The sequence below is a fragment of the Acuticoccus yangtzensis genome (genome assembly GCF_001927245.1).
Taxonomy (GTDB): Bacteria; Pseudomonadota; Alphaproteobacteria; order Rhizobiales; family Amorphaceae; genus Acuticoccus; species Acuticoccus yangtzensis.
In genome coordinates this window covers 1-21,346 of the sequence record NZ_MJUX01000002.1, presented here as the reverse complement: position 1 = coordinate 21,346, position 21,346 = coordinate 1, and the positions used below count along the sequence as shown (strand labels likewise).

The window sequence follows — 21,346 nt, the reverse complement described above, 5'->3', positions numbered from 1 at the left end:
GCGGGCGCATCGGTGGGATGCGGCAAGCACAGGAGACGGGCAGGGTGGAGTGTGGCAAGTCACGGATTCAGTTGGGAAAGCGGCCGGGTCCGTGGGGCAGCCCGCGGGTCGTGGTGGTGCGATGGCCGGGCAGCCCTGGGGGCCGGTCTCTCTCCCTTGGCTCGGCCTGCTCGGGGGTGCCGGTGGCACGCCCGCAGGTCGTCAATTCGTTTTGAATACTGTATGCAGTATGCGTGCGCCCCGCAAGTGGGACACGCCGACCGAGGATAGCGTGCCGCCCGAGACCCCGACTCCGACCGACACCCGCATCCAGCGCCGCACCCTCCACGAGGAGGTCGTCTCGCGGCTGCGCGACATGATCATCGAGGGCACCCTCGCCACGGGAACGCGCATCAACGAGAGCGAACTCGGCCCGCAACTCGGCGTCTCGCGCACGCCGCTGCGCGAGGCGCTGCGCACCTTGGCGAGCGAGGGGCTCATCGAGCTCGTTCCGTCCAAGGGCGCCGTGGTGCGGCGCTTCTCCGTGGCCGATGTCGCCGAGATGCTGGAGTGCCTGAAGGCGATCGAGGGATTTGCCGCGCGTGTCGGTCCGGCCCGCGCGTCGGATGCCGAGATCGCCGCCATCCTGGCCGCCCACGACGAGATGATGCTCCGTTACGCCGCGCGCGAGAGGCTCGCCTATTACAAGCTCAACCAGTCGATCCACACCGGCATCGCGGGCTTGGCGGGGAATGCCAGCCTCGCCGAGCTTCACGCGCTGGTGCAGGGGCGGCTGAAGCGCATCAGGTTCATCGGCAACCATGCCGAGGACAAGTGGGCCGGGGCGCTGGCCGACCACGAGGCGATGGCACAGGCCCTGCGCCGGCGCGACGGACCGGCCCTTGCCGCCGCCGTGGAGTCGCATATGGACAATACACTCGCCCGCGTGCGCGATATCCTCTGAGCGCGCGCGCCGCCACATGACGATCCCGTCCGAGAAGGAGACGATGTGCCCACCCCCCTTGCTGAGACTTTCGCCGCCGCGCTGATCGAGGCGCGCCGCACCGGCCGCCGTGCCGGGGCCGACGCCATCGCCGCCTTCGCCGACGCCACGCCCGCCGACGTGATGGACGTGCAGGCCCTCGTCGCCGACGCCTGCGGCCCCGTCGGCGCCTGGAAGACCGCGCCCGGCGAGGGGCGGCCGATGATCGCGCCGATCCTCGCGCCCCTGATCCGCCCCTCCGGCGCCGTCTTCGGGACCGACGAGATCGGCTCCTGCGGCATCGAGCTCGAGATCGGTTTCCGCCTCGACAGGCCGCTTCCGGACCCTTCGGCGCCCGATTTTTCCGCCGCTTTGAAGGCGGCCGTGACGCCTGTCGTGGTGATCGAGGTGGTGGACGGGCGCATGGACGGGTTCACCTCCGCCCCCGCTCCGGCAAAGCTTGCCGACAACCAGTCCAACGGCGGCCTCGTGGTGGGCGAGGCGGGGGTTCTGGCGTCGAACGCGCCGGTGATCCGTCTTCTTCTCGGCGATACGGTCGCGGCGGAGGGGGCGACCAGCCCTCCGGGCGGCGACGCCTACGTCTCGCTGGAGAATTTCGTGCGCCACGTGGGCGACTTCCTGGGCGGCTTCCAGCCGGGCCAGATCCTGATCACGGGATCGCTGAACGGTATGCCCTTCATCGAGCCCGGCACGCGCGTGGAGGGTCATATCGCGGGGCTGGGCGACGTGTCGCTGGAGTTCGCGGCGCGGTAATAGACTTTCCATGCTCGCTCGTGACTGGTGCGCCATAGGCGGTATGGGTGGACTAACACTTGCCGCCGAGCAATGCGTCGCTTACATTGCGGGTAGCGCGTGACACGGTGAATCTCCATGCCGTAGCCTGCCACAAATCCATTTTGCTTGGATGTATTTGGGTAGTGCGCAATGTGGGTGAGTTGGAGCCCCACCGCGCGATAACGGGCGGCGTTCACCGCCCGTTATTCATTTCATACCGCAAGATTCGTGACGCGTTTTTGGTTTTCCGCGCAACTTCCGCCGGCTTCTGGCGATGGAATGTCATGACGAAAAGCTCATCATGACGGCGGAGGACTTTCACCGCTGCTTGGTACCAACCCGCACCTCCATCAGGGTCCGGGAGGAAGAAAACGATATTGTGGCTGCGATCCAAGATTGCTCGGCCATACGTAATCGTCGGAGGGAGTAGGCTGAGTGTCGCGGGCGTAAGGCGGTGTTTCTGCACCATCTTCAGCGCGTAGTTATGGTGCATTTGCACCAACGAAGCCGCCGATCCTATTTGCCTGCACAGGTCGTATGAGATCCGGGCAACTGATATTAACGGTGGCTCGCCCGACGCGATAAAATATGCCCAGTCTTCAGGTGCCATCGCCGGTGGTTCTCAAAATAGCGAAATATTTCATTATGCGGTGTCTTTAGGCTGCAAGCCGTGCACCAGAGCATTTGAGCCGGCGCAGAAGCAAGCTGGACAAATTTCTCGGTCACCACGATCGTCTTCGACGTGCATCATCCCAAAAGAAAAGCCGCGCCCGGGGGGGCGCGGCTGAGATGGCCGGGGGTCAAGCCAACGCCCGGCGAGAACGGCGCCGTTAGCCGGCGCTCGTGATCCTGTCGATGGCGGCGGCGTCGAAACCCGCTTCGGCCAGCACCTCGGCCGTGTGCTCGCCCAGTCGCGGCGCCGGGCGCACCACCTTGCCCGGCGTGTCGGAGAACTTGATCGGCAGGCCGATCGCCTTCGTCGGCCCGGCGACGGGATGGTCGAGCTCCACCACCATGTCGCGCGCCAGAACGTGAGGGTCGGCGTGCATCTCCATGATCGACAACACCGGCCCGGCCGGAACGCCGGCGGCCTCCATCGCGGCCAGCCACTCGTCCGTGGTCTTCGGCGCAAACAGCGGCTCCAGCGTGGCGATCAGCACCTCGCGGTTGTCCATCCGCTTGTGGCCGTTGATGAAACGCTCGTCCTTGGCGAGATCGGGCGCGCCGAGGGCCGCCACCAGACGCTCCCAGTTGTTCTGGTTCGCGGCGCCGATGTTGATCCACCCGTCCTTGGTCGGGAACGCCTGGTATGGCGCGTTGAGCGGGTGCGCCGACCCCATCGGCCCCGGCGAAACACCAGTCGCAAAAGCGATCGCCGACTGCCAGTAGGTGTGTGTGATGGCGGCCTCCAGAAGCGAGGTGTCGACCATCTGCCCCTCGCCGGTCTTCAGCTTGTGGGCGTAGGCCGATGCGCAGCCGAGAGCGGCCAGAATGCCGGCGGTGATGTCCGACACCGGCGCCCCCACCTTCACCGGCGGCCGGCCGGGGCCCTCGCCGGTGATCGCCATCAGCCCGCTCATCCCTTGCGCCACGAGGTCGAAACCGCCGCGCTGCGCATAAGGCCCGGTGCGGCCGAAGCCGGACACCGCGCAATAGATGAGGCCCGGATTGTCCTTGCGCAGATCCTCGAAACCGAGGCCGAGCTTCTCCATCGTGCCCATGCGGTAATTCTCGATCACCACGTCGGCGTCGAGCAGCAGGCGCTTCAGCGCCGCCTTGCCCTCGTCGGACTTGAGGTCCAGCACCACGCCCCGCTTGTTGCGGTTCATGATCATGAAGGCCGCGCTCTCGCCGTTCACCTCGGGCGGGACGGTGCGGCGGGTGTCGTCGCCGGTCGGCTTCTCCACCTTCACGACGTCGGCGCCCATGTCGGCCAGCATCAGGCCGCACACGGGACCGGCCATGATGTGCGCCAGCTCGATGACGCGCATCCCGGAAAGGGGGCCGCTTCTCTCGGTCATTTGCCTTTGAACTCCGGCTTTCTCTTGTTGAAGAAGGCGTCGAGGCCCTCGCGGAAGTCCTCGCTCATGAAGGTCATCACCACGAGGTCGTCGCCCTCGGCGTCCGGCCCGTCGACGCGAAGGCGGCGGAAGGCCTCCTTGCAGGCCCGCAAGGTGAGCGGGGCGTGACCGGCGATGTGGGCGGCGAGCTCGTGGGCGCGGGCCATCAGCGCGGCGTGGTCGGGCAGCACCTCGGACACGAGCCCCGCGGCGAGCGCCTCGTCGGCCTCGACGAGGCGGGAGGTGAAGATGATTTCCTTCGCCTTGGCGACGCCGATGAGGTCCTTCACCCGCGCGAAATTCTCCATCGACAGCGTGTTGCCGAGGGTGCGGGCGATGGGGAAGCCGAACTTCATGTTGGCAGCCGCGATGCGGATGTCGCAGCACGCCGCGGTCCCCGCACCGCCGCCGGTGCAGGCGCCGGCGATCGCCGCGATGGTCGGCACCGGGCACTTTTCCAGCGCGTCGTAGACACTGCCGATGCGCTTCTCGTAGCCGAGCGCGTCCTCGTCTTTGTCGAAGGCGTGGAACTGGCTCATGTCGGTGCCGGCGGCAAAGGCTTTCTCGCCGGCGCCGGTGATGATGAGGGCGCGAACGGACCCGTCCGTGGGCATCTCGGCGCAGAGCTTCTTGATGCCGTCATACATCGCGAAGGTGAAGGCGTTGCGGGCGTGCGGCCGGTTGAGGGTCAGGACGGCGATGCCGTCCTTCACCTCGTAGATCAGGTCGTCGGTGCCGCTGAGGGGAGCGTCGGTCATCTGGTCCTCGCTTAGCGATAGAAGAGGTCGGGCAGGAACATGGGCACCGACGGGACGTAGGTACACAACAGGAGAACAGCGAGGAGCACGGCCACGAAGTAGATGTTGACCTTCGAGACCTCCCAGATGTTGGCCTTGGCGATCGAGCACGAGGTGATCAGAACCGAGGCGACCGGCGGGGTTTGCTGGCCGATGGCAAGGTTCAAGGTCACGACGAGGCCGAAGTGGACGGGGTCGATCCCGGCCTGGTTGATCAGCGGCACAATGATGGGGATGACGAGGATGATCGCCGCCGCAGAGTGCAGGAAGAACCCGATGATCAGGAAGAAGACGTTGAGGATCAGGAGGATGACGTACTTGTTGGACGTCAGCTCGAGCATGCCCTGGGCGATGTCCTGCGGGATCCGCGCCGAGGTCAGGTAGCCGCCCATCAGGACGGACGCCGCCACCAGCAGCATCACCACGGCGGTCTGAACGCCGCCTTCCACCATCGCGGTCTTGAGCTGCTTCCAGTCGATCTCGCGGTAGAAGATGCCGACCGCGATGGAGGCGACGACGGCGAGCCCCGCGCCCTCTGTGGCCGTCACCAGGCCGCCGAAGATGCCGCCGAGGATGATCACCGGCAGCATGAAGGCCGGCAGAGCGTCGACGAAGGTCTTGCGCAGGCGCTTGAACTGGAACGCCTCTTCGCGCGGCAGGTTGTAGCGCTTGGCGAAGGCGTAGGCGACGCCCATGAGGCCCGCGGCGCCGAGGAGGCCCGGAACGATGCCCGCGACGAACAGCTCCTGGATCGAAGCACCGGCGGAGACGCCGTAGAGGATCATCGGGATCGACGGCGGGATGATGATGGCGAGCGAGGCGGAGGACGAGGTGATCGCCGCCGCCAGCGGGCCGGAATAGCCGCGCCGCTTCATCTCGGGGATCATCACCGAGCCGAGCGCGGCGACGTCCGCCACGGCCGAGCCGGAGATCTCGGCGAAGAACAGCGACACGCCGATGTTGACCATGCCGAGGCCGCCGCGCACGAAGCCGATCAGCGCCGAGACGAAGGCGATGATGCGCCGCGTGATGCCGGTGGAGTTCATGATCGCGCCGGCGAGCACGAACATCGGGATGGCGATCAGCGAGAAGGACTGCGCGCCCGAATACATCTCGATGCCGACGATGACGAGCGCTTCGACGCCGTCGGTCACGGCGATGCCGAGGATGGCCGCAAGGCACAGCGCGATGGCGATGGGCACGTTGATGCACACCATCGCGACCAGCGCCAGGAACATCAGAAGGACGATCATCGGCCAGCCTCCGGGGCGTCGGGCGCGCGGTGGGCGGGGTCGTGCTCGGGCGTCTCACCGTGCGCCATGACGGCGTGTTCGGTCGAGCGGCCGTGCATCACGTCCCACCAGTAGAAGGGGAAGGACAGGATTTCGGCGATGATGAAGAGGATCGCGCCGATGGGAATGACGGATTGGGTGACGGATATCGGCATCCAGTCGAGCGCGACGAGGGTTTCGCCCTGGAGGATGGTGAGGACTTCGAGCCCGGCCCAGGCCAGCAGCGCGAAGAAGCCGATGACGAGCACCTCGGCGGTGATGACGGCGACGGCGCGCGCCTTGGTGGGCAGTGCCAACAGCACGTCGTCGAAGCCGATGTGGCCGCGGTGGAGGGCGGCGAGGGCCGCGCCATAATAGGTGATCCAGGCGAGCAGCACGCCGGCCACTTCGTCGTACCAGGACAGGGATGCGCCGGAGTAGCGGAAGATGACCGCCACGACGACGAACACCGTCAGAAGGACCATGAGACCGATCACGATCCAGGTCAGGATTTCGCCCATGATGCGGGCCAGCACGCGCACGTCAGCGCCTCCTCGGGGACGGGGGAGGGGGGAAGGATGGGTCGCCAAGAGGGAGGGCGCCGCCGGGGCGGGCGGCACCCTCGCCGAGTGCGCTTAGGAGGCGCCGCTGTCGAGCGACTGGATCTTCGAGATGAGATCCGCGCCGCCTTCGACCTCTTCGCCGAATTCCTTGTAGATGTCGGCCGATGCGTCGATGAAGGCCTGCTTGTTGGCCTCGTTCACCTCGACGCCCGCTTCCTCGAACTTCGCAACGAACTCCGAATCGACCTGTGCGCCATGCTCATAGGCGAAGTCCGACGCCTGAAGCGCGCACTCCGAGATGGCCGCCTTGCGGTCGTCGTCCCACTTGTTCCAGTTGCGCGAGGACGTGGCGAGGTAGGCCGGCGAATAGACGTGGCCGGTCATGGAGAGGTACTTCTGCACCTCCTGGAACTTGCCCGCGAAGATCTGGATCAGCGGGTTCTCCTGGCCGTCGATGACGCCGGTCTTCAGCGCGGTGAAGACTTCGGAGAAGGCCATCGGCGTCGGGTTGGCGCCGTAGGCCTGGAACATCTTCACGCGCCACTGGCCCTTCGGCGTGCGCAGCTTGATGCCCTTCAGGTCTTCCGGCACGGTCACCGGCCGGACGTTGTTGGTCACGTTGCGGAAGCCGTTCTCCCAGAAGGAGATGATCTCGTAGCCCTCTTCGCGCGCGGCGTCGCGGAACATGTCGCCGGCCTGGTCGCGAATCGCGCGCATGTGGTCGCGGCTCTTCACGATGTAGGGCATCTCGAACACGCCGAAGGTGTCGGAGACGGAGGACATGATGGAGGAGGGGATGGAGAAGTCGAGCTGGCCGAGCTTCAGCTTCTGCAGCATCGATTCATCGTTGCCGAGCTGCGAGGAGCCGAACAGCTGAACTTCGACGTCGGCCTTCTCCAGCATGCACTTGGCGAACTCGTCGCTGGTGACATGGTAGAGCGAGCCCGGCTCACCGACGTGGCCGAGCTTCATCACGTCGGTCGCGCTGGCGGGAGCGGAGGCGGCCATCATGAGGCCGGCCGCGGCGCCTGCGAGGAGGAGCTTTTTCATGGATGCGTTTCCTGTCCTGTTGTCGTTTTTGTCGTGGGATCGTGCCGGCGACTCTTTGACGGCCGCCTTGCAGGGGATGAGAGCGCGGTGACCCGCGGCCTCAAGCCTGATCTTTGGAGGTGAGGACCTCCATCGCTGCCTGCGTCCCGCCCTTGCGGTAGGGGATACCGGCAAGCTCGAAGCCCATTTCCACCCCCGACAGGGTGCCCATGAGCATGAGGTCGTTGAAGTCGCCCAGGTGGCCGATGCGGAAGACGCGGCCTGCGAGCTTGGACAGCCCGTTGCCGAGCGACATGTTGAAGTTCTCCAGCACCACCTTGCGGTAGTCGTCGGCGTTGTAGCCCTCGGGGAGCTGGACCGCCGTCAACGAGCCGGAATAGTGGCGCGGGTCCTCGCACAGGATCTCCACCGAGCCGTTGCCGCCCCAATGGGTGACGGCCGCGCGGGTCGCCGCGGCGTGGCGCTGGTGGCGGGCATAGACGTTGTCGAGCCCCTCCTCGTTCATCATCGTCAGCGCCTCGTCGAGGCCGTAGAGGAGGTTCGTCGCGGGCGTGAAGGGGAAGACGTTCTGGGCGTTCGCCTCGATCATCTCGTCCCACGACCAGAAGGAGCGGGGGAGCTTCGACGTCTTGGAGGCTTCGATCGCCTTATCCGACACCGCGTTGAAGGAGAGGCCCGGCGGCAGCATCAGCCCCTTCTGCGAGCCGCCGACGGTGACGTCCACGCCCCAGGCGTCGTGCTCGTACTTGATGGAGCCGAGCGAGGAGATGGTGTCGACCATCAACAACGCCGGGTGACCCGCCGCGTTGATGGCGGCGCGCACCTCGTCCACCCGCGTGGTGCAGCCGGTCGACGTCTCGTTATGAACGACGCAGACCGCCTTGATCTGATGACCCTTGTCCTCGGCAAGCCGCGCCTCGATCGCCGCGGGATCGACGCCGGAGCGCCACGAGCCGGCGATGAATTCGGGCACGAGGCCGAGCTTTTCGGCCAGCTTTTTCCAGAGCGTCGCGAAATGGCCGGTCTCGTACATCAAGACGTGGTCGCCGGGCGACAGCGTGTTGACGAGCGCCGCCTCCCACGCCCCGGTGCCGGACGCGGGATAGATGATCACCGGATTGGTGGTGCCGAACACGTCGCGGATGCGCGTGAGGCAGCTTTCGGCGAGCTTTTTGAACTCGGGTCCGCGGTGGTCGATGGTCGGCATGTCCATCGCCCGCAGAACGCGGTCGGGGACGTTCGTCGGCCCCGGAATCTGAAGGAAATGCCGGCCTGGCATATAAGTCACGAGGCGTCTCCTGCCTTGGTCCCGTCCCATCCGCCGCCGGCGTTCGTCGCCGATCGGACGATCCACCGGTCGGTGCTTTTGTCGCCCCTTGCGCCGGTGGACTTCATTGGTGAAGATTGAATAATGCATTCATAATAACGTCAAGGGGGGTCACTTGCCGGATTTGGTCCGTCCCGGTCTACGCCGGAGGCTCGAGCGCGAACTTCAGGGCTCGGCCCACCACGACGTCTTCACGCGCGGCCGCTACGCCACGGACGCCTCGGTCTATCAGGTGATCCCGAGCGCCGTCGTCATCCCGAAAACCATGAACGATCTCAACGTCGTCTTGGACGCCGCGCGCGAGGAAGGGCTGTCCGTGACGGCGCGCGGGGGCGGCTCGTCCCAATGCGGCCAGACCGTCAATTCCGGGATCGTGGTCGATTTCTCGCGCCACCTGAACGGCATCATCGAGCTCGACGTCGAGGGGCGGCGGGCGATCGTCGAGCCGGGTATCGTGCTCGACGATTTGAACCGTCATTTGAAGCCCTTGGGGCTGTGGTACCCGGTCGACGTGTCGACCGCCTCGCGCGCCACCATCGGCGGCATGGCGGCCAACAATTCGTGCGGCGCCCGCTCGCTGCGCTACGGAATCATGCGCGACAACGTGCTTTCCATCGACGCCTTGATGGCGGACGGGAGCGAACGCCATTTCGGCCCCGTGGACCCCGGCACCAACGACGCGCTGACGCAGACGCTGCTGGCCCTCGGCGCTCGCGAGGCGGACGAGATCGCCGCGCGATTCCCCAAGGTGTCACGCCGCGTCGGCGGCTACAATATCGACGCGCTGGTTCCGGCCGCCGAGCCCATCAACCTCGCCCACGTGCTGGTGGGCTCTGAGGGCACGCTCGCGCTGTCGAAGGCGATCGAGATCCGCCTGTGGCCGCTGCCGCCCAAGCGCAAGGCGTTGATCGCCTGCCACTTTCCGACCTTCCGTGCGGCGATGGAGGCGGCCCAGCACCTCGTCGCCACCGACCCCACATCGGTCGAGCTCGTCGACGCGACGATGATCGGCCTCGGCCGCGACATCGCGATGTTCGCGAAGACGTTGGACCGCTTCGTGAAGGGCGAGCCTGCGGCGCTGCTCCTGGTCGAGTTCGCCGAGGAGGATTGGGACGTCGCCACCCGCAAGGTGGAGGCGGTGCGCGACGTGATGGCCGACCTCGGCTTCGATTTCGGCAAGGGCGGCGCCCATGAAGGCGGGCCGGTCGAGATCTTGGACGCGGGGCTTCAGGGCGCCATCGCCGAGTTCCGCCAGGCCGGCCTCAACATCATGATGTCGATGAAGGATGCCCGCAAGCCGGTCTCCTTCGTGGAAGACTGCGCCGTGCCGCTCGCCGACCTCGCCGATTATACCGAGCGGCTGACGGAGGTGTTCGAGCGCAACGGCACGAAAGGGACGTGGTACGCGCACGCCTCCGTCGGCTGTCTGCACGTGCGCCCGGTGCTGAACCTGAAGCTCGACAAGGACGCGGCCACCATGCGCGCCATCGCCGAAGAGGCGTTCGCGATGGTGGCCGAGTACAAGGGTTCCCACTCCGGCGAGCACGGCGACGGCATCGTCCGGTCGGAGTTTCACGAGCCGATGTATGGCTCGCGCATCGTACGCGCCTTCGAGGCGGTGAAGGACGAGTTCGACCCGGACGGGCGGCTGAACCCCAACCGCGTCGTCCACCCGCCGCGGATGGATGACCGCACCCTGATGCGCTACCCGCCCCACTACGGCGCCGTGGACCTGACGCCGAAGCTCGACTGGTCGGCCTGGCCGGGCGCGCTCGGCGGTTTCCAGGGCGCGGTGGAGATGTGCAACAACAACGGCGCCTGCCGCAAATCCGTCGGCGGCGGCATGTGCCCCTCCTACCGCGTTACCCGGAACGAGAAGGACGTCACGCGCGGCCGCGCCAACACGCTGCGCCTCGCACTGTCGGGCCAGCTCGGGCCGGACGCGCTGACGTCGGACGAGATGGCAGAGACGCTGGCGCTGTGCGTCTCGTGCAAGGCGTGCAAGCGGGAGTGCCCGACAGGCGTCGACATGGCGCGCATGAAGATCGAGGTGAAGGCGGCGCGTGTCGCCAAGCACGGCCTGCCGCTGAAGGACCGGCTGGTGGCCTATCTGCCGCGTTATGCGCCGTTCGCCTCGCGCGTCGGCGGGCTGCTGGCGCTCAGGGACCGGGTGCCGGCCCTCGCCGCCCTGTCGGAGAAGGTGGCGGGGTTCGCCGCGGGCCGCTCGCTGCCGCGCTTCCGGCGCGATGCCTTCAAGGATGCCGAGGCGCACCGGCCGAGCGACGGCGCCTCGCCCGGCGTGGTCCTGATGGCCGACACCTTCAACCGCTGGTTCGAGCCGGAGAATTTGCGCGCGGCGGTCAACGTGTTGGCGGCGTCGGGTGTGCCGGTGCATCCGCTCGCCGTGGAGGGCGAGCGGCCGCTGTGCTGCGGACGCACTTATCTGGCCGCCGGGCTGGTGGACGAGGCGCGCGCCGAGGCCAAGCGCATGGTGCACGCATTGGCGCCGCACATCGCCGCCGGCCGCGCCGTGGTGGGGCTGGAGCCGTCGTGCCTCCTCACCCTGCGCGACGAGTTCCAGGCCCTCTTGCCGGGCGCGGAAACGGACGCCATCGCCAAGAACGCCTTCCTGTTCGAGGAATGGTACGTCGCCGCCGCTGCGCGCGGTGAGGTGACGCCGCCCTTCGCGCCGCGCCCCGGCAAGGCGATGATCCACGGCCACTGCCACCAGAAGGCCTTCGGGGCCTTCGGCGCCGCGCAGGAGGCGCTGAAGCTGGTGCCGGAGCTCGAGGTGGAGGCGATCGAATCCGCTTGCTGCGGCATGGCGGGCGCCTTCGGCTACGATGCCGCCACCGCCGACATCTCCCGCGCCATGGGCGAGGCGGCGCTGCTGCCGGCCGTGCGCGGGGCGGCGGGGGACGCCATCATCGTCGCCGATGGCACGTCCTGCCGCCACCAGATCCACGACGGGGCGGCGCGCGAGGCGCTGCATGTCGCCCGCGTGCTGGAAAGCGCGCTGGCCGCACCGCCGGGCGGGGGAGGCCGCCGATGACGGGACTGGACGCCCCCATCGCCAGGCCGCCGCTCTCCATGGAGCTGGCCGACCATATCCGCGCCATGATCAACGAAGGCGACCTGAAGAACGACGAAAAGATCCCCGAAAAGGCCTTGTGCGAGAGGTTCGGCGTCTCGCGCACGCCCTTGCGGGAGGCGCTGAAGCTGTTGTCCGCCGAAGGGTATATTCAGCTCGTGCCCAATCGCGGTGCGCGTGTCTGCGGCCTCACCGTGGCCGAGGTGGAACAGGGCTTCCCGGTCATCGCCACGCTCGAGGCGCTGTCGGGCGAGCTTGCGGCCACCTGCGCGACGGATGAGGAGATCGCCCAGATCGTCGCCATGAACCGCGCCATGCGCGCGGCCTACGAGGCGAATGATCTGCTCGGCTATTTCGAGCTCAATCAGGCGATCCACCTCGCCATCCTGGAGGCGGCGCGCAACCCGGTCCTGACGCAGCATCACCGTATGCTGTCCCAGCGCATGCGGCGGGCCCGTTACATCTCCAACGTGAGCGCGGCGCGCTGGGCCAAGGCGATGGACGAGCACGACCTCATCGCCGAGGCGCTGGCCGCGCGCGACGGGCCGCGCCTGGCGGTCATCCTGAAGCGCCACCTCGAGGACAAGATCGCGGTGGTCAAGGCGACGATCCTCGCCGGCCGCGCCGACTAGGCGGGCGCCGTCCCGCCTTCTCGGCCCTGTGCCGCGCCACCGTGCCGGCCCCGCCTGTCGGATGCGGCTACGGATCGGCAGCGGACGGTGCATCGCGCACGATGGCATGCCACAAGGGGAGACGAAGCGCCGGAAGGAGGTGAGCCTTGAACGACAACGATCCTGATGGCGGAACGGCGGTGACACCGTCCGCCGGCCCGACCGACGCCCAGTTCCGCGACGCCGCCGCCCTCGGCACGCGCCTGTTCGACGACCTCGCCGCCATGTCGTCCAACCCGCCCGGCGTCACCCGCGCCGCCTTCTCGCGCGAGGAGGACGAGGCGCACGCCATCGCCGCGCGCACCGCCGCCGCCATCGGCATGGAGATCAGTCACGACCGCGCCGGCAGCCTCTACATGACGTGGCCGGGCGCGGACCGCAGCCTGCCCGCCATCATGACGGGATCGCACATGGACAGCGTCGACCATGGCGGCAATTTCGACGGCGCGGCGGGCGTCGTGCTCGGCCTCGCCGCGGCCTCGGCGCTGGCCGCATCCGGCTTCCGTCCGGCGCGCGACCTCGTCATCATGGCGATCCGCTCCGAAGAGCTGGTGTGGTTTCCGACACCTTATTGCGGCAGCCGCATGGCCTTCGGTCTGCTGCCGCCGGAGGACTACGAGCGCCTCACGAGGTCCGACACCGGCCGCACCCTCGCCGACCATATGCGCGAGGGCGGCTGGGACCCGGATGCGCTGATCGCCGGTGCGCGCGAGCTGGACCCCGCCCGCATCGCCGCCTTCCTTGAGGCGCACATCGAGCAAGGGCCGGTGCTGGACAATGCGGGCGAGGCGGTCGGTATCGTCACCGGCATCCGCGGCAACCGGCGCTACCGCTACGGGACGATCACCGGCGCCTATGCCCACGCAGGCGGTGTACCGCGCGAATTCCGCCACGATGCGGTGCGCGCCGGTGCCGCTCTGGTGAGCGAGGTCGAACGGATCTGGGACCGCTACGACGCGGCAGGGCGCGATTTCGTCGCCACCTTCGGCGAATTTTCGACCGATCCCGCCATGCACGCGATGACCAAGGTCGCCGGCCGCCTCACCTTCACGCTGGACATGCGCTCCACCGACGCCGCCCTTCTGGACGAGACCGACGCCGCCCTGCGCGCCGCCGTCCGTACCATCGGCAAGCGGTTCGATGTGACGGTCGACATGGGCCCGTCCACCGCCGCCAGCCCGGCTTTGATGGACCCCGGCCTCATGGACATCCTGGTCGCCGAGGCGGAGGCGGCGGGTGTCCCCCACCGCCGCATGGCCTCCGGCGGCGGACACGACTGCGCCACCTTCGCCGGGCAGGGCATTGCGAGTGCCATGCTGTTCCTGCGCAACCAGAACGGCAGCCACAACCCCGACGAGGGGCTGCGCATGGAAGACTTCGCCGCTGCGGTCCCCGTCTTCGCCCGCACGCTGATGCGGCTTCTCGCCTGATCGATCCCGGTTGGCATGCCATTTGCTGCCGGTGGGCGATGGCGACCTGCAGTCCAACTGGATCAACGCAACCGGATCGGCCAGTATGATAAGTTGTGCTTGAAGGGCGCCGGCCGGCGGGCTTGTCCCCGGCCGTCAGACACGGGGCGGGCATCCCATGGCGGTGAACGAGGCTCTGGAGACCGGCGACCCGTCCGCGGACCGTGCGCCGCATGACGGGATCCCCGCCGCACAGCGCGTCCTCGAGGCTCTGCGCGAACGCATCGTCCACGGCGATCTCGCGCCCGGGGACCGCATCGTCGAGCGCGCCGTCTGCGCCGAGCTCGGCGTCTCCCGCACCCCGTTGCGCGAGGCGCTGAAACTGCTCGAACTCGACGGGCTCATCGACCTCAGCCAGCACCGCGGCGGGCGCGTGCGGCCCTTCACGGTGACCGAGGCGCGCGAGCTCTTCGAGGTGCTGGCAAGCCTCGAGAGTGTCGCCGCAGAGCTTGCGACCGCCCGCGCCTCCGCCGCCGACCTCGCGCGGCTCGGGGCGCTGCATGCGAAGATGCGGGGCCACTTCAACTCCGAGCGGCTGGACGACTATTTCGCCGCCAACAGCCGGATCCACGAGACGGTGATCGAGGTCGCGGGCAACGACGTTCTGAAGGCGATCCACCGCAATCTGACGCTGAGAGCCAAACGCGGGCGCTATATCGCGATCTTCGACCGCCGCCGCTGGCAGCAGGCGATGGAGGAGCACGAGGAGCTGATGGAGGCCATGCGCCGCCGCAACGCCGCCGATGCCGGGCGCATCTGGCACATCCACCTGGCCCACACCGGCCATTCCCTCGCCGCCGTGCTCGCGCGCGAGACCGGCACGGACTGAGCCTTCCACTTCACCAAAAGGGACCTCCACGATGCGACCTTGCCCCGGCCGCCGCACCCCGCAGCGGGCGCCGATCAACACGACACGAGCGCCTCGCGCGCCGCTGACGGCGACGCGGCCGGCATGACCGACAGCGTTCCCTCCGCCGGATCGGCCCCCGCCTCGCCTGTGCCGGACCGGCGCGACCTCGTCGGCTACGGCGGCCGCCCGCCCCGCATCGCCTGGCCCGGCGGCGCGAAGGTGGCCGTGTCCTTCGTCATCAACTTCGAGGAGGGCGGCGAATATTCCGTCGGCGACGGGGACCACCGCAACGAGCTGGTTCATGAGGCGATCGACGACGTGGGCGCGCTGCCGGACCCGTGCACCGAAAGCCACTTCGGCTACGGCACCCGCGCCGCCTGGTGGCGCATCGCCGCACTGTTCGACCGCTATGGGATGAAGCCCACCGTGTCGTCCAGCGGCCGGGCGGTGGAGCGCTCGCCCTGGGTCGCCGCCGACGCGGTCTCGCGCGGCTACGAGGTGAGCTGCCACGGCTGGCGCTGGGAGCGGCACACCGGCATGGACGAGGCGCATGAGCGGGAGATGATCGCCAAGACTTACGCCGCGATCGAGGCCGCGTGCGGTGTGGCGCCGGTGGGCTGGCACACGCGGTCCGCGTCGTCGGTCAACACGCGCCGGCTGTTGGTCGAGCACGGCGGGTTCTTGTACGATTCCGACGCCTATGACGACGATCTGCCCTACTTCAAGACCGTCGCCGGAAAGCGCCATCTGGTGCTCCCCTACGCCTTCGACACCAACGACATGCGCTTCCGCCCCGGCGGCGCCTTCGTCCACGGCGAGGACTTCGCCCGCTACGTGCTCGCCGCCTACGATTGGCTCGCCGCCGAGGCGGGCGAGGCGCCGCGTATGATGTCCGTCGGCCTCCACCTGCGCACCATCGGCCGGCCGGGGCGGATCGGCGGGCTCGCCGCCATCCTCGCCGGGCTCAGCGAGCGCGGCACCGCCTGGGTGGCCCGGCGCGACGAGATCGCACGGCACTTCATCGCTGAAATGGACCGCTGAAGAGGGCTCGGGAACTCACCAAAGAACAGGGGTCTCGCCCGTCCTTCGGATCCGTCCGTCACCGACTGGCTCTGCCCGGCCGCGACCCCCGCCACAAGGGACGCCTGCGGCTCTGCGCCCTTGTGCCGGAGGCCGCGGCCGGGCCGGCTGGCGTCAGCGACGGACGGCTCCGAAGAACAGGCGAGAGGCACCGCCCGTTCGTGCGTCGGGCGCGGCGGGCGGCGCTGCAGTGAAGCAGCATATAAGACTTGAGTTAAGTTCGAGACCGTTCGGGGGCGGCCCGGCGCGGCGAGCGGAACAAGGATGACGACATGGCGGACCAACCCCTCAACGGACGTGTGGCGATCGTCACCGGTGCGAGCGGCGGCATTGGCGCCGCCATCGTCGCGCGCTACACCGCCGCCGGTGCGCGCGTGGCGGCGATGGACCTGGCGGACCGCCTGCCGGACGTGCCGGACGGCGGCATGGTCCTCCCCTGCGACGTGACCGACGATGACGCCGTGGCCGCCGCCGTCGCCGCCGTGGCCGAGAGGTTCGGGCGCATCGACATTCTGGTGAACAACGCCGCCGGGCCGGTTCTGGTCGGCAAGGTGACCGAGATCACCGCCGCCACCTGGCGCGAGACCTTCGCCATCAACCTGACCGGCGCCTTCCTGATGTGCCAAGCGGCGATCCCGGTGATGGCGGCGGGCGGCGGCGGCGTGATCGTCAACGTCGCCTCGCAGCTCGGCCATGTGACCACGAAGGGCCGCGCGCCTTATTCCGCCAGCAAAGCCGGGCTCATCTCGCTCACGCGCACCTTGGCGGTGGACCATGCGGAGGACAACATCCGCGCCGTCAGCCTGTCGCCGGGGGCGGTGATGACGACCCGGCTGACGAGCGTTCTGGGCGGCGAGGCGGGCGTGGAGGAGCGGCTCGGCAAGCTCCATGCGCTGGGCCGCGTCGGCCGCGCGGAGGAGATCGCCGAGGCGGCCCTCTTCATCGCCAGCGACGCCGCCAGCTTCATGACCGGCAGCGACATGCTGGTCGACGGCGGCTATACCGCCACCTGACCGGCGCCCTCAGCCGCCGGCGTTGAGCGCGGCGAAGGGCTCGGCGCCCAGCGCGTCCAACCAATCGGCATATTCGGCGGCGGCCTCCTGCGGCGACTGGAAGTGGAAGCCGAGATCGGCGGCGATCAGCGTGTTCGTCATCGGCTGGCGGATGCGTGTCAGATCGTCGTTGTAGGAGAGGTTGGTGGGGCCGCTGGTGGTGTAGGTGACGCCGGGAAGCCGCGCCGCCAGCGCCTCGCACAAGAGCGCCGGGTTCCAGATCTGGCCGAGGCTGAGATTGTAGGTGGTGCGTGGCAAGCTGTCGGCGGTCAGCAGCAGCGCAAAGGCACGGGCGACGTCGCGCGCCGAGGTCCAGTCGCGCCACCCGCCCGTGGCGAGCGTGATCGGCTCGCCGGAAAGCGCCTTGCGGGCGATCTGGAAGGGCGGGCTCAGAAGCTCGCGCGCGCCGGTGTCATGCTCCCACGGCCCGAAGGCGGCGGTGATGCGGCCGATGGCGATCGGCACGCCGTGCCGCGCCGCCGCGTCGTGCATCAGCCGTTCGCAGGCGAGCTTGGTGAAGCCGTAGAGCGTGGCCGGCGTCGGCGGCGTGTCCTCGGTGAGCGGCGCCTCGCCGAAGGAGGACCCGGCATGGACCGTCACCGAGCTCGGATAGACGAAGCGCGCTACCCCCGCCTCGCGCGCGATGCCGAGCAGCGTGGCGGTGGAGACGAGGTTGATGTCCATCACGTCGCTGGCGGGGGCGATGAAGGGCGTCGGCCCCAGCGTGATCGCAGCGCCATGAAAGATCTGCCGCACGCCGTGATCGTGGACGGCGGCGCGTAGGTCCTCCGCGCGGCGCACGTCGGCGGTGACCTCCGTCAAAGTGCCCGGAAGCCCCGCGAAGGCGGCCTTGGCGATGGCCGACATCGGCCTGTTGCCGAGCGCGACGACGCTGTGGCCGTCGCCCAGCAGCCGCTCGACGAGGTTGAGGCCGATGAAGCCGCCGGCTCCGGTGACGAGGATGGACATCAGGCGAGTTCCCGCGCGGTCTGTGGGCGTTGAACACCGCGCCGAGTGCGGTGTGGGGGCGATTGTGTCGCCGATCCGGTCCCGCCTCACCTTCAGCGCAGCGGACAGGCTCTGATCGGCCGCGTTGTGGGCTGGGTACACGAGAGCGGTAAACGGTCCGTGCGCAGCCTCGCCGCGCCGCCGGGGAGCGTGGCGTGCACGCGGGGGGAGGCGCTCGCAAGCAGCACCACGTACGCGTCGAAGGTGGCGATGGCGTCCGCCTCGGCGCAGCGGCCGGTCTCCACGCGCATCTTCAGGCGGGTGAGGGCGGTGCGGGCACAGGAGCTATCTCTCGGCCAACGGGCTTTCGAGGGCGGCGGTGCTCGGCGCGCCTTGCCGCAGCACCGGCGGTTGCCTGACATCGCGGCCCCGTCAGCGCCCGTGGACGCCTGACGTTGCGTCTAGTCCGTCAGGCGGCGATGGGAGCCGGCTGATCGGTCCCGTAGGCGTAGGTGTTGGTCACCGCGTGGCTCTCTGTGCGGAAGGACTTGTAGAGGTAATAAAGGTGCCAATGCTGCGCCGCCGCGTTGACGAAGGCGGGGAAGTTCGCGTCGGTGCCGCCATAATAGCGGGACCGGCCGGCATAGATCTTCGCGTAACGCGGCAGGATGGCGAGGTCTCCGGCCTTGTGGGCCGCCTTGCCGAGGCGCCACAGCGTCTTCACCGCGAACATGTAGGCGGCGGCGCGGTGCAACGCGGGCGGCTTGCCGCGGCGCTCGGCCATCTCCGCCCGCCTCTCGCGCAGCTTCGGCGATTTCGCCACGGCGTTGAAGTAGCGGTCGAAATAGGCTTCCGGCTCGAACAGGCGCTGGTTGAGCGCCTCGCAGCCCGCCTTCAGCTCCTCCGCCGACATCTGCGCCGGCTCGAAGTTGCAGTTCGGGTTGTCGAGCCTCAGCCGGCCCTCCTTCTCCAGCCGCGTGAAGAGCGGCGTGGTGGGGAGAACGGTCAGCGTGGCGATGCCCGCCCGCGCCAGCGCCACCTCGTCCAGAAATTCCTCCTGAATGCGGAAGATGTCCGGCCCGTCGCTGTCGAAACCGACGATCATGCCTCCGGTGATGAGTAGCCCCGCATCGCGGATGCGGCTCAGCTTGGCCGCGATGGAATCGCCGCGGATGTTCTGGATCTTCTTCGTCTCGGCCAGCGCCGCCTCGTTGGGCGACTCGATGCCGATGAAGACCGAGCCCATCCCCGCCTCGAACATCAGCTCCAGGAGTTCCGGCTCGTCGGCGAGGTTGATCGAAGCTTCGGTGGCGAGCTTCAGCGGGTAGCCGTTGGCCCGCTGCCAATCGGCCAACGCCTCCAGAAGGCCGCGGGCCAGCTTCTTGTTGCCGATCAGATTGTCGTCGACCAGGAAGACGTTGGTGGTGCCGCGTTTCCAGAGAGCCTCGAGCTCGGCGATGACCATGTCCGGCGTTTTCGCCCGCGGCTTGCGGCCGTAGATGGTGATGATATCGCAGAATTCGCAGAGGAATGGGCAGCCGCGGGAGAACTGGACCGAGGCGACCAGGTATTTCTTATGATCGACAAGGTCGTAGCGCGGTTGCGGGAGCTTCGTCATGTCGGTCTTGGCGAGCTGCTCGACGCGCGGCGTCACCGGGCTGCCGCTGGCGACGGCGGTGAGGAACTGAGGCCACGCCTCGTCCGCCTCGCCCACGAACAGGGCGTCGCAGCGGCGTGAAAAGAAGTCCTCGTCGATGCTGGCATAGGGGCCGCCGACCGCGAGCAGCCCCTCGAACCCGCCGAGCTCGTCGAGGATCGCGCGCAGGCGGATGCGCTGCACCACCATGCCGGTCAGGCCGATGACGTCGAATCCGGCGAGGGTGTCGAAGTCGAGCGGGTCAGTGTTTTCGTCGAACAGTACGACCTCATGCGGGGCGGGCACCAACGCGGCGAGGAGGGGGAGGACGCCGGGCGCCATCACCGCCTTGGCGCGGTCCGAGACGATCGGCACATAGTAGTCTTCGCCGTAGAAGGACGGCTCGAATTTTGGGCAGACGAGAGCGATCCGCAAAGGACGATCGGTTGGCGCCCGAAATGGGGCGCGCCGTTGACGCGGTACAAATGTGCCAGACCCGAGAGAGGCCGGCGCTGACGATTGATGCATGAAAGACCACCTTATACATCCGCGGCGACACTAAGGCGGATGCGCGGACATTGCAAAATAACGCTTATATGATGGGTTCAATATAAGTTAAGCGTTGCGGCGGCGGCGGAGCCGAAGCGGTCCCGAGGCGGCGGGTCCCGCGTCCCGGCCTCTTCCACAGGACCCATCAACCCCGGTAGATCTTCGCCAGACTCTCCATCTGGCTGGATGAGAAAAGGGGTCACGTCAGAGTCGGCCGCGGACGCTGTGCAGGAGGGTCGGCCTTGCCCCGGCGCTTGCTCGTGTGAAGGGCATGCCGTTCGTGCGTGCAGGGTTTTCAGTATCGGCGGAGAGCGCGCCGCCGGCGTCCTCTCGCTGATCCAGACCGTCCGCCTCAACGACCTCGACCCGGCATGCTACCCGCGCGACGCCCTCACCCGCATGGCCGACCATCCCATCAACCGGATCGCCGATCTGCTGTCCTGGAACGTCACGATAACCGCCTGACCGGCTTCACCGGACGGTTCATTTCAAGGCAACCCGCGAGGGGGGACGCTCATCGGCTCGACGACCTCATGCCCTTGCACCCGCGCCCGGCGTAGACGGCTGCGGCTGACCGCTGACTGCTTGCCTTCCCGCAGGGGCGGCCTTCGGGTGATCGCGTGTGGTGTGTGGTGGGGTGCGGACACGACGACGCCCCCGTCGCGGTTAGGCGATCGGGGGCGTCGTGTGTGTGGGGTGTGAAGAGAAGGGAGGCAACAATCTTGGCAGGCCTGGCGGCGACCTACTCTCCCGTGGCTTAAGCCAGAGTACCATCGGCGCTGAGGGGTTTAACGGCCGAGTTCGGAATGGGATCGGGTGGAGGCCCCTCGCAAAGGCCACCAGGCCGGCGAAGATTGTTGTGTTCGTGAAACTGGATTTTTTTTTCGCACGCGATGCCTGAAGGCACGAGCGCACGTCTTTCCTGTCTTAGGGTGTGCCAGAGGCACATGTGTTGGGGTGCTTTGTGTGCAGCGCCACTCGCAGCCCGAAGGCCTTTGAAGTGTCGCTTGCGACCAACAAAGAACATTAGCTGGGTCCGTCCGCGCAAGCGGATGGGCACAGGTAATGAGAGTGATCAAGCCGATCGAGCGATTAGTATCGGTAAGCTACGCATGTCGCCACGCTTCCACATCCGACCTATCAACGTTGTCGTCTACAACGGCTCTCAAGGGAGAA

Annotated in this window: 16 protein-coding genes, 2 rRNA genes and 1 pseudogene; 9 read left to right on the top strand and 10 right to left on the bottom strand. The window is 67.9% G+C overall.

Annotation, left to right across the window (positions count from 1 at the left end):
• Window positions 1–229 precede the first annotated feature (229 nt).
• Together BIX52_RS06360 and BIX52_RS06355 are read left to right on the top strand one after the other, a co-directional pair.
• Window positions 230–943 carry a GntR family transcriptional regulator gene (locus tag BIX52_RS06360; RefSeq protein WP_083660077.1) on the top strand — a complete coding sequence of 238 codons (714 nt, stop codon included), beginning with the start codon at window positions 230–232 and terminating at the stop codon, window positions 941–943.
• Between the two features lie 45 nt (window positions 944–988).
• Complete coding sequence (locus BIX52_RS06355; RefSeq protein ID WP_075220234.1) at window positions 989–1,735, top strand: fumarylacetoacetate hydrolase family protein; 747 nt, start codon at window positions 989–991, stop codon at window positions 1,733–1,735.
• An 851-nt stretch (window positions 1,736–2,586) separates the two neighbouring features.
• Here the strand turns inward: BIX52_RS06355 and BIX52_RS06350 are convergent.
• The 6 genes from BIX52_RS06350 to BIX52_RS06325 all read right to left on the bottom strand — a co-directional run bounded on the left by BIX52_RS06350 (window position 2,587) and on the right by BIX52_RS06325 (window position 8,776).
• Window positions 2,587–3,777: a CaiB/BaiF CoA transferase family protein gene (locus BIX52_RS06350; protein ID WP_075220233.1), complete on the bottom strand. Its 1,191-nt coding sequence runs from the start codon at window positions 3,775–3,777 to the stop codon at window positions 2,587–2,589.
• Entirely contained in the window at window positions 3,774–4,574 is an 801-nt protein-coding gene (locus BIX52_RS06345; protein ID WP_075220232.1) for an enoyl-CoA hydratase, read from the bottom strand. Before BIX52_RS06345 ends, BIX52_RS06350 begins: the two co-directional genes overlap by 4 nt.
• Window positions 4,575–4,585: 11 nt before the next feature.
• Window positions 4,586–5,866: a TRAP transporter large permease gene (locus BIX52_RS06340; RefSeq protein ID WP_075220231.1), complete on the bottom strand. Its 1,281-nt coding sequence runs from the start codon at window positions 5,864–5,866 to the stop codon at window positions 4,586–4,588.
• The gene (locus BIX52_RS06335; protein ID WP_075220230.1) at window positions 5,863–6,426 is read right to left on the bottom strand and encodes a TRAP transporter small permease; all 564 of its coding nucleotides are present in this window, start codon (window positions 6,424–6,426) and stop codon (window positions 5,863–5,865) included. Before BIX52_RS06335 ends, BIX52_RS06340 begins: the two co-directional genes overlap by 4 nt.
• Window positions 6,427–6,519: 93 nt before the next feature.
• Window positions 6,520–7,497, bottom strand: a complete 978-nt coding sequence (locus tag BIX52_RS06330; RefSeq protein ID WP_075220229.1) for a TRAP transporter substrate-binding protein — start codon at window positions 7,495–7,497, stop codon at window positions 6,520–6,522.
• Window positions 7,498–7,597: 100 nt separating this feature from the next.
• On the bottom strand, window positions 7,598–8,776 hold the full coding sequence (locus BIX52_RS06325) for a pyridoxal-phosphate-dependent aminotransferase family protein (protein ID WP_205647740.1): 1,179 nt from the start codon (window positions 8,774–8,776) through the stop codon (window positions 7,598–7,600).
• 163 nt (window positions 8,777–8,939) lie between these two features.
• Here BIX52_RS06325 and BIX52_RS06320 point away from each other — a divergent pair, with 163 nt between their 5' ends.
• The 6 genes from BIX52_RS06320 (at window position 8,940) to BIX52_RS06295 (ending at window position 16,998) form a co-directional block, all read left to right on the top strand.
• Window positions 8,940–11,876: an FAD-binding and (Fe-S)-binding domain-containing protein gene (locus BIX52_RS06320; RefSeq protein WP_108676446.1), complete on the top strand. Its 2,937-nt coding sequence runs from the start codon at window positions 8,940–8,942 to the stop codon at window positions 11,874–11,876.
• Window positions 11,873–12,547: a GntR family transcriptional regulator gene (locus BIX52_RS06315; RefSeq protein ID WP_075220227.1), complete on the top strand. Its 675-nt coding sequence runs from the start codon at window positions 11,873–11,875 to the stop codon at window positions 12,545–12,547. Before BIX52_RS06320 ends, BIX52_RS06315 begins: the two co-directional genes overlap by 4 nt.
• Before the next feature lie 146 nt (window positions 12,548–12,693).
• Window positions 12,694–14,016 carry a hydantoinase/carbamoylase family amidase gene (locus tag BIX52_RS06310; RefSeq protein ID WP_205647725.1) on the top strand — a complete coding sequence of 441 codons (1,323 nt, stop codon included), beginning with the start codon at window positions 12,694–12,696 and terminating at the stop codon, window positions 14,014–14,016.
• A gap of 157 nt (window positions 14,017–14,173) precedes the next feature.
• Window positions 14,174–14,884 carry a GntR family transcriptional regulator gene (locus tag BIX52_RS06305; protein ID WP_083660076.1) on the top strand — a complete coding sequence of 237 codons (711 nt, stop codon included), beginning with the start codon at window positions 14,174–14,176 and terminating at the stop codon, window positions 14,882–14,884.
• Between the two features lie 123 nt (window positions 14,885–15,007).
• Complete coding sequence (locus BIX52_RS06300) at window positions 15,008–15,946, top strand: polysaccharide deacetylase family protein (protein WP_075220719.1); 939 nt, start codon at window positions 15,008–15,010, stop codon at window positions 15,944–15,946.
• 311 nt (window positions 15,947–16,257) lie between these two features.
• Window positions 16,258–16,998, top strand: a complete 741-nt coding sequence (locus BIX52_RS06295; RefSeq protein WP_075220226.1) for an SDR family NAD(P)-dependent oxidoreductase — start codon at window positions 16,258–16,260, stop codon at window positions 16,996–16,998.
• Window positions 16,999–17,007: 9 nt separating this feature from the next.
• Here the strand turns inward: BIX52_RS06295 and BIX52_RS06290 are convergent, their stop codons facing one another.
• Together BIX52_RS06290 and BIX52_RS06280 are read right to left on the bottom strand one after the other, a co-directional pair.
• Window positions 17,008–18,006, bottom strand: coding sequence for an NAD-dependent epimerase/dehydratase family protein (locus BIX52_RS06290; protein WP_075220225.1), 999 nt, complete (start codon window positions 18,004–18,006; stop codon window positions 17,008–17,010).
• A 448-nt stretch (window positions 18,007–18,454) separates the two neighbouring features.
• Entirely contained in the window at window positions 18,455–20,056 is a 1,602-nt protein-coding gene (locus BIX52_RS06280) for a B12-binding domain-containing radical SAM protein (protein WP_075220223.1), read from the bottom strand.
• A gap of 417 nt (window positions 20,057–20,473) precedes the next feature.
• Here BIX52_RS06280 and BIX52_RS23630 point away from each other — a divergent pair.
• Window positions 20,474–20,635, top strand: a pseudogene (locus tag BIX52_RS23630) (transposase domain-containing protein); the annotation flags it as partial.
• 264 nt (window positions 20,636–20,899) lie between these two features.
• Here the strand turns inward: BIX52_RS23630 and rrf are convergent.
• Together rrf and BIX52_RS06265 are read right to left on the bottom strand one after the other, a co-directional pair.
• A 5S ribosomal RNA gene (gene rrf / locus BIX52_RS06270) occupies window positions 20,900–21,014 on the bottom strand.
• Between the two features lie 227 nt (window positions 21,015–21,241).
• A 23S ribosomal RNA gene (locus tag BIX52_RS06265) occupies window positions 21,242–21,346 on the bottom strand; the annotation flags it as partial.

Excerpts from the sequence above, each read along its gene's own strand:
- BIX52_RS06360 (WP_083660077.1), top strand. The coding sequence starts at position 230 with ATGCGTGCGCCCCGCAAGTGGGACACGCCGACCGAGGATAGCGTGCCG.
- BIX52_RS06350 (WP_075220233.1), bottom strand. The coding sequence starts at position 3,777 with ATGACCGAGAGAAGCGGCCCCCTTTCCGGGATGCGCGTCATCGAGCTG.
- BIX52_RS06345 (WP_075220232.1), bottom strand. The coding sequence starts at position 4,574 with ATGACCGACGCTCCCCTCAGCGGCACCGACGACCTGATCTACGAGGTG.
- BIX52_RS06340 (WP_075220231.1), bottom strand. The coding sequence starts at position 5,866 with ATGATCGTCCTTCTGATGTTCCTGGCGCTGGTCGCGATGGTGTGCATC.
- BIX52_RS06330 (WP_075220229.1), bottom strand. The coding sequence starts at position 7,497 with ATGAAAAAGCTCCTCCTCGCAGGCGCCGCGGCCGGCCTCATGATGGCC.
- BIX52_RS06325 (WP_205647740.1), bottom strand. The coding sequence starts at position 8,776 with ATGCCAGGCCGGCATTTCCTTCAGATTCCGGGGCCGACGAACGTCCCC.
- BIX52_RS06315 (WP_075220227.1), top strand. The coding sequence starts at position 11,873 with ATGACGGGACTGGACGCCCCCATCGCCAGGCCGCCGCTCTCCATGGAG.
- BIX52_RS06305 (WP_083660076.1), top strand. The coding sequence starts at position 14,174 with ATGGCGGTGAACGAGGCTCTGGAGACCGGCGACCCGTCCGCGGACCGT.
- BIX52_RS06300 (WP_075220719.1), top strand. The coding sequence starts at position 15,008 with ATGACCGACAGCGTTCCCTCCGCCGGATCGGCCCCCGCCTCGCCTGTG.
- BIX52_RS06295 (WP_075220226.1), top strand. The coding sequence starts at position 16,258 with ATGGCGGACCAACCCCTCAACGGACGTGTGGCGATCGTCACCGGTGCG.
- BIX52_RS06290 (WP_075220225.1), bottom strand. The coding sequence starts at position 18,006 with ATGTCCATCCTCGTCACCGGAGCCGGCGGCTTCATCGGCCTCAACCTC.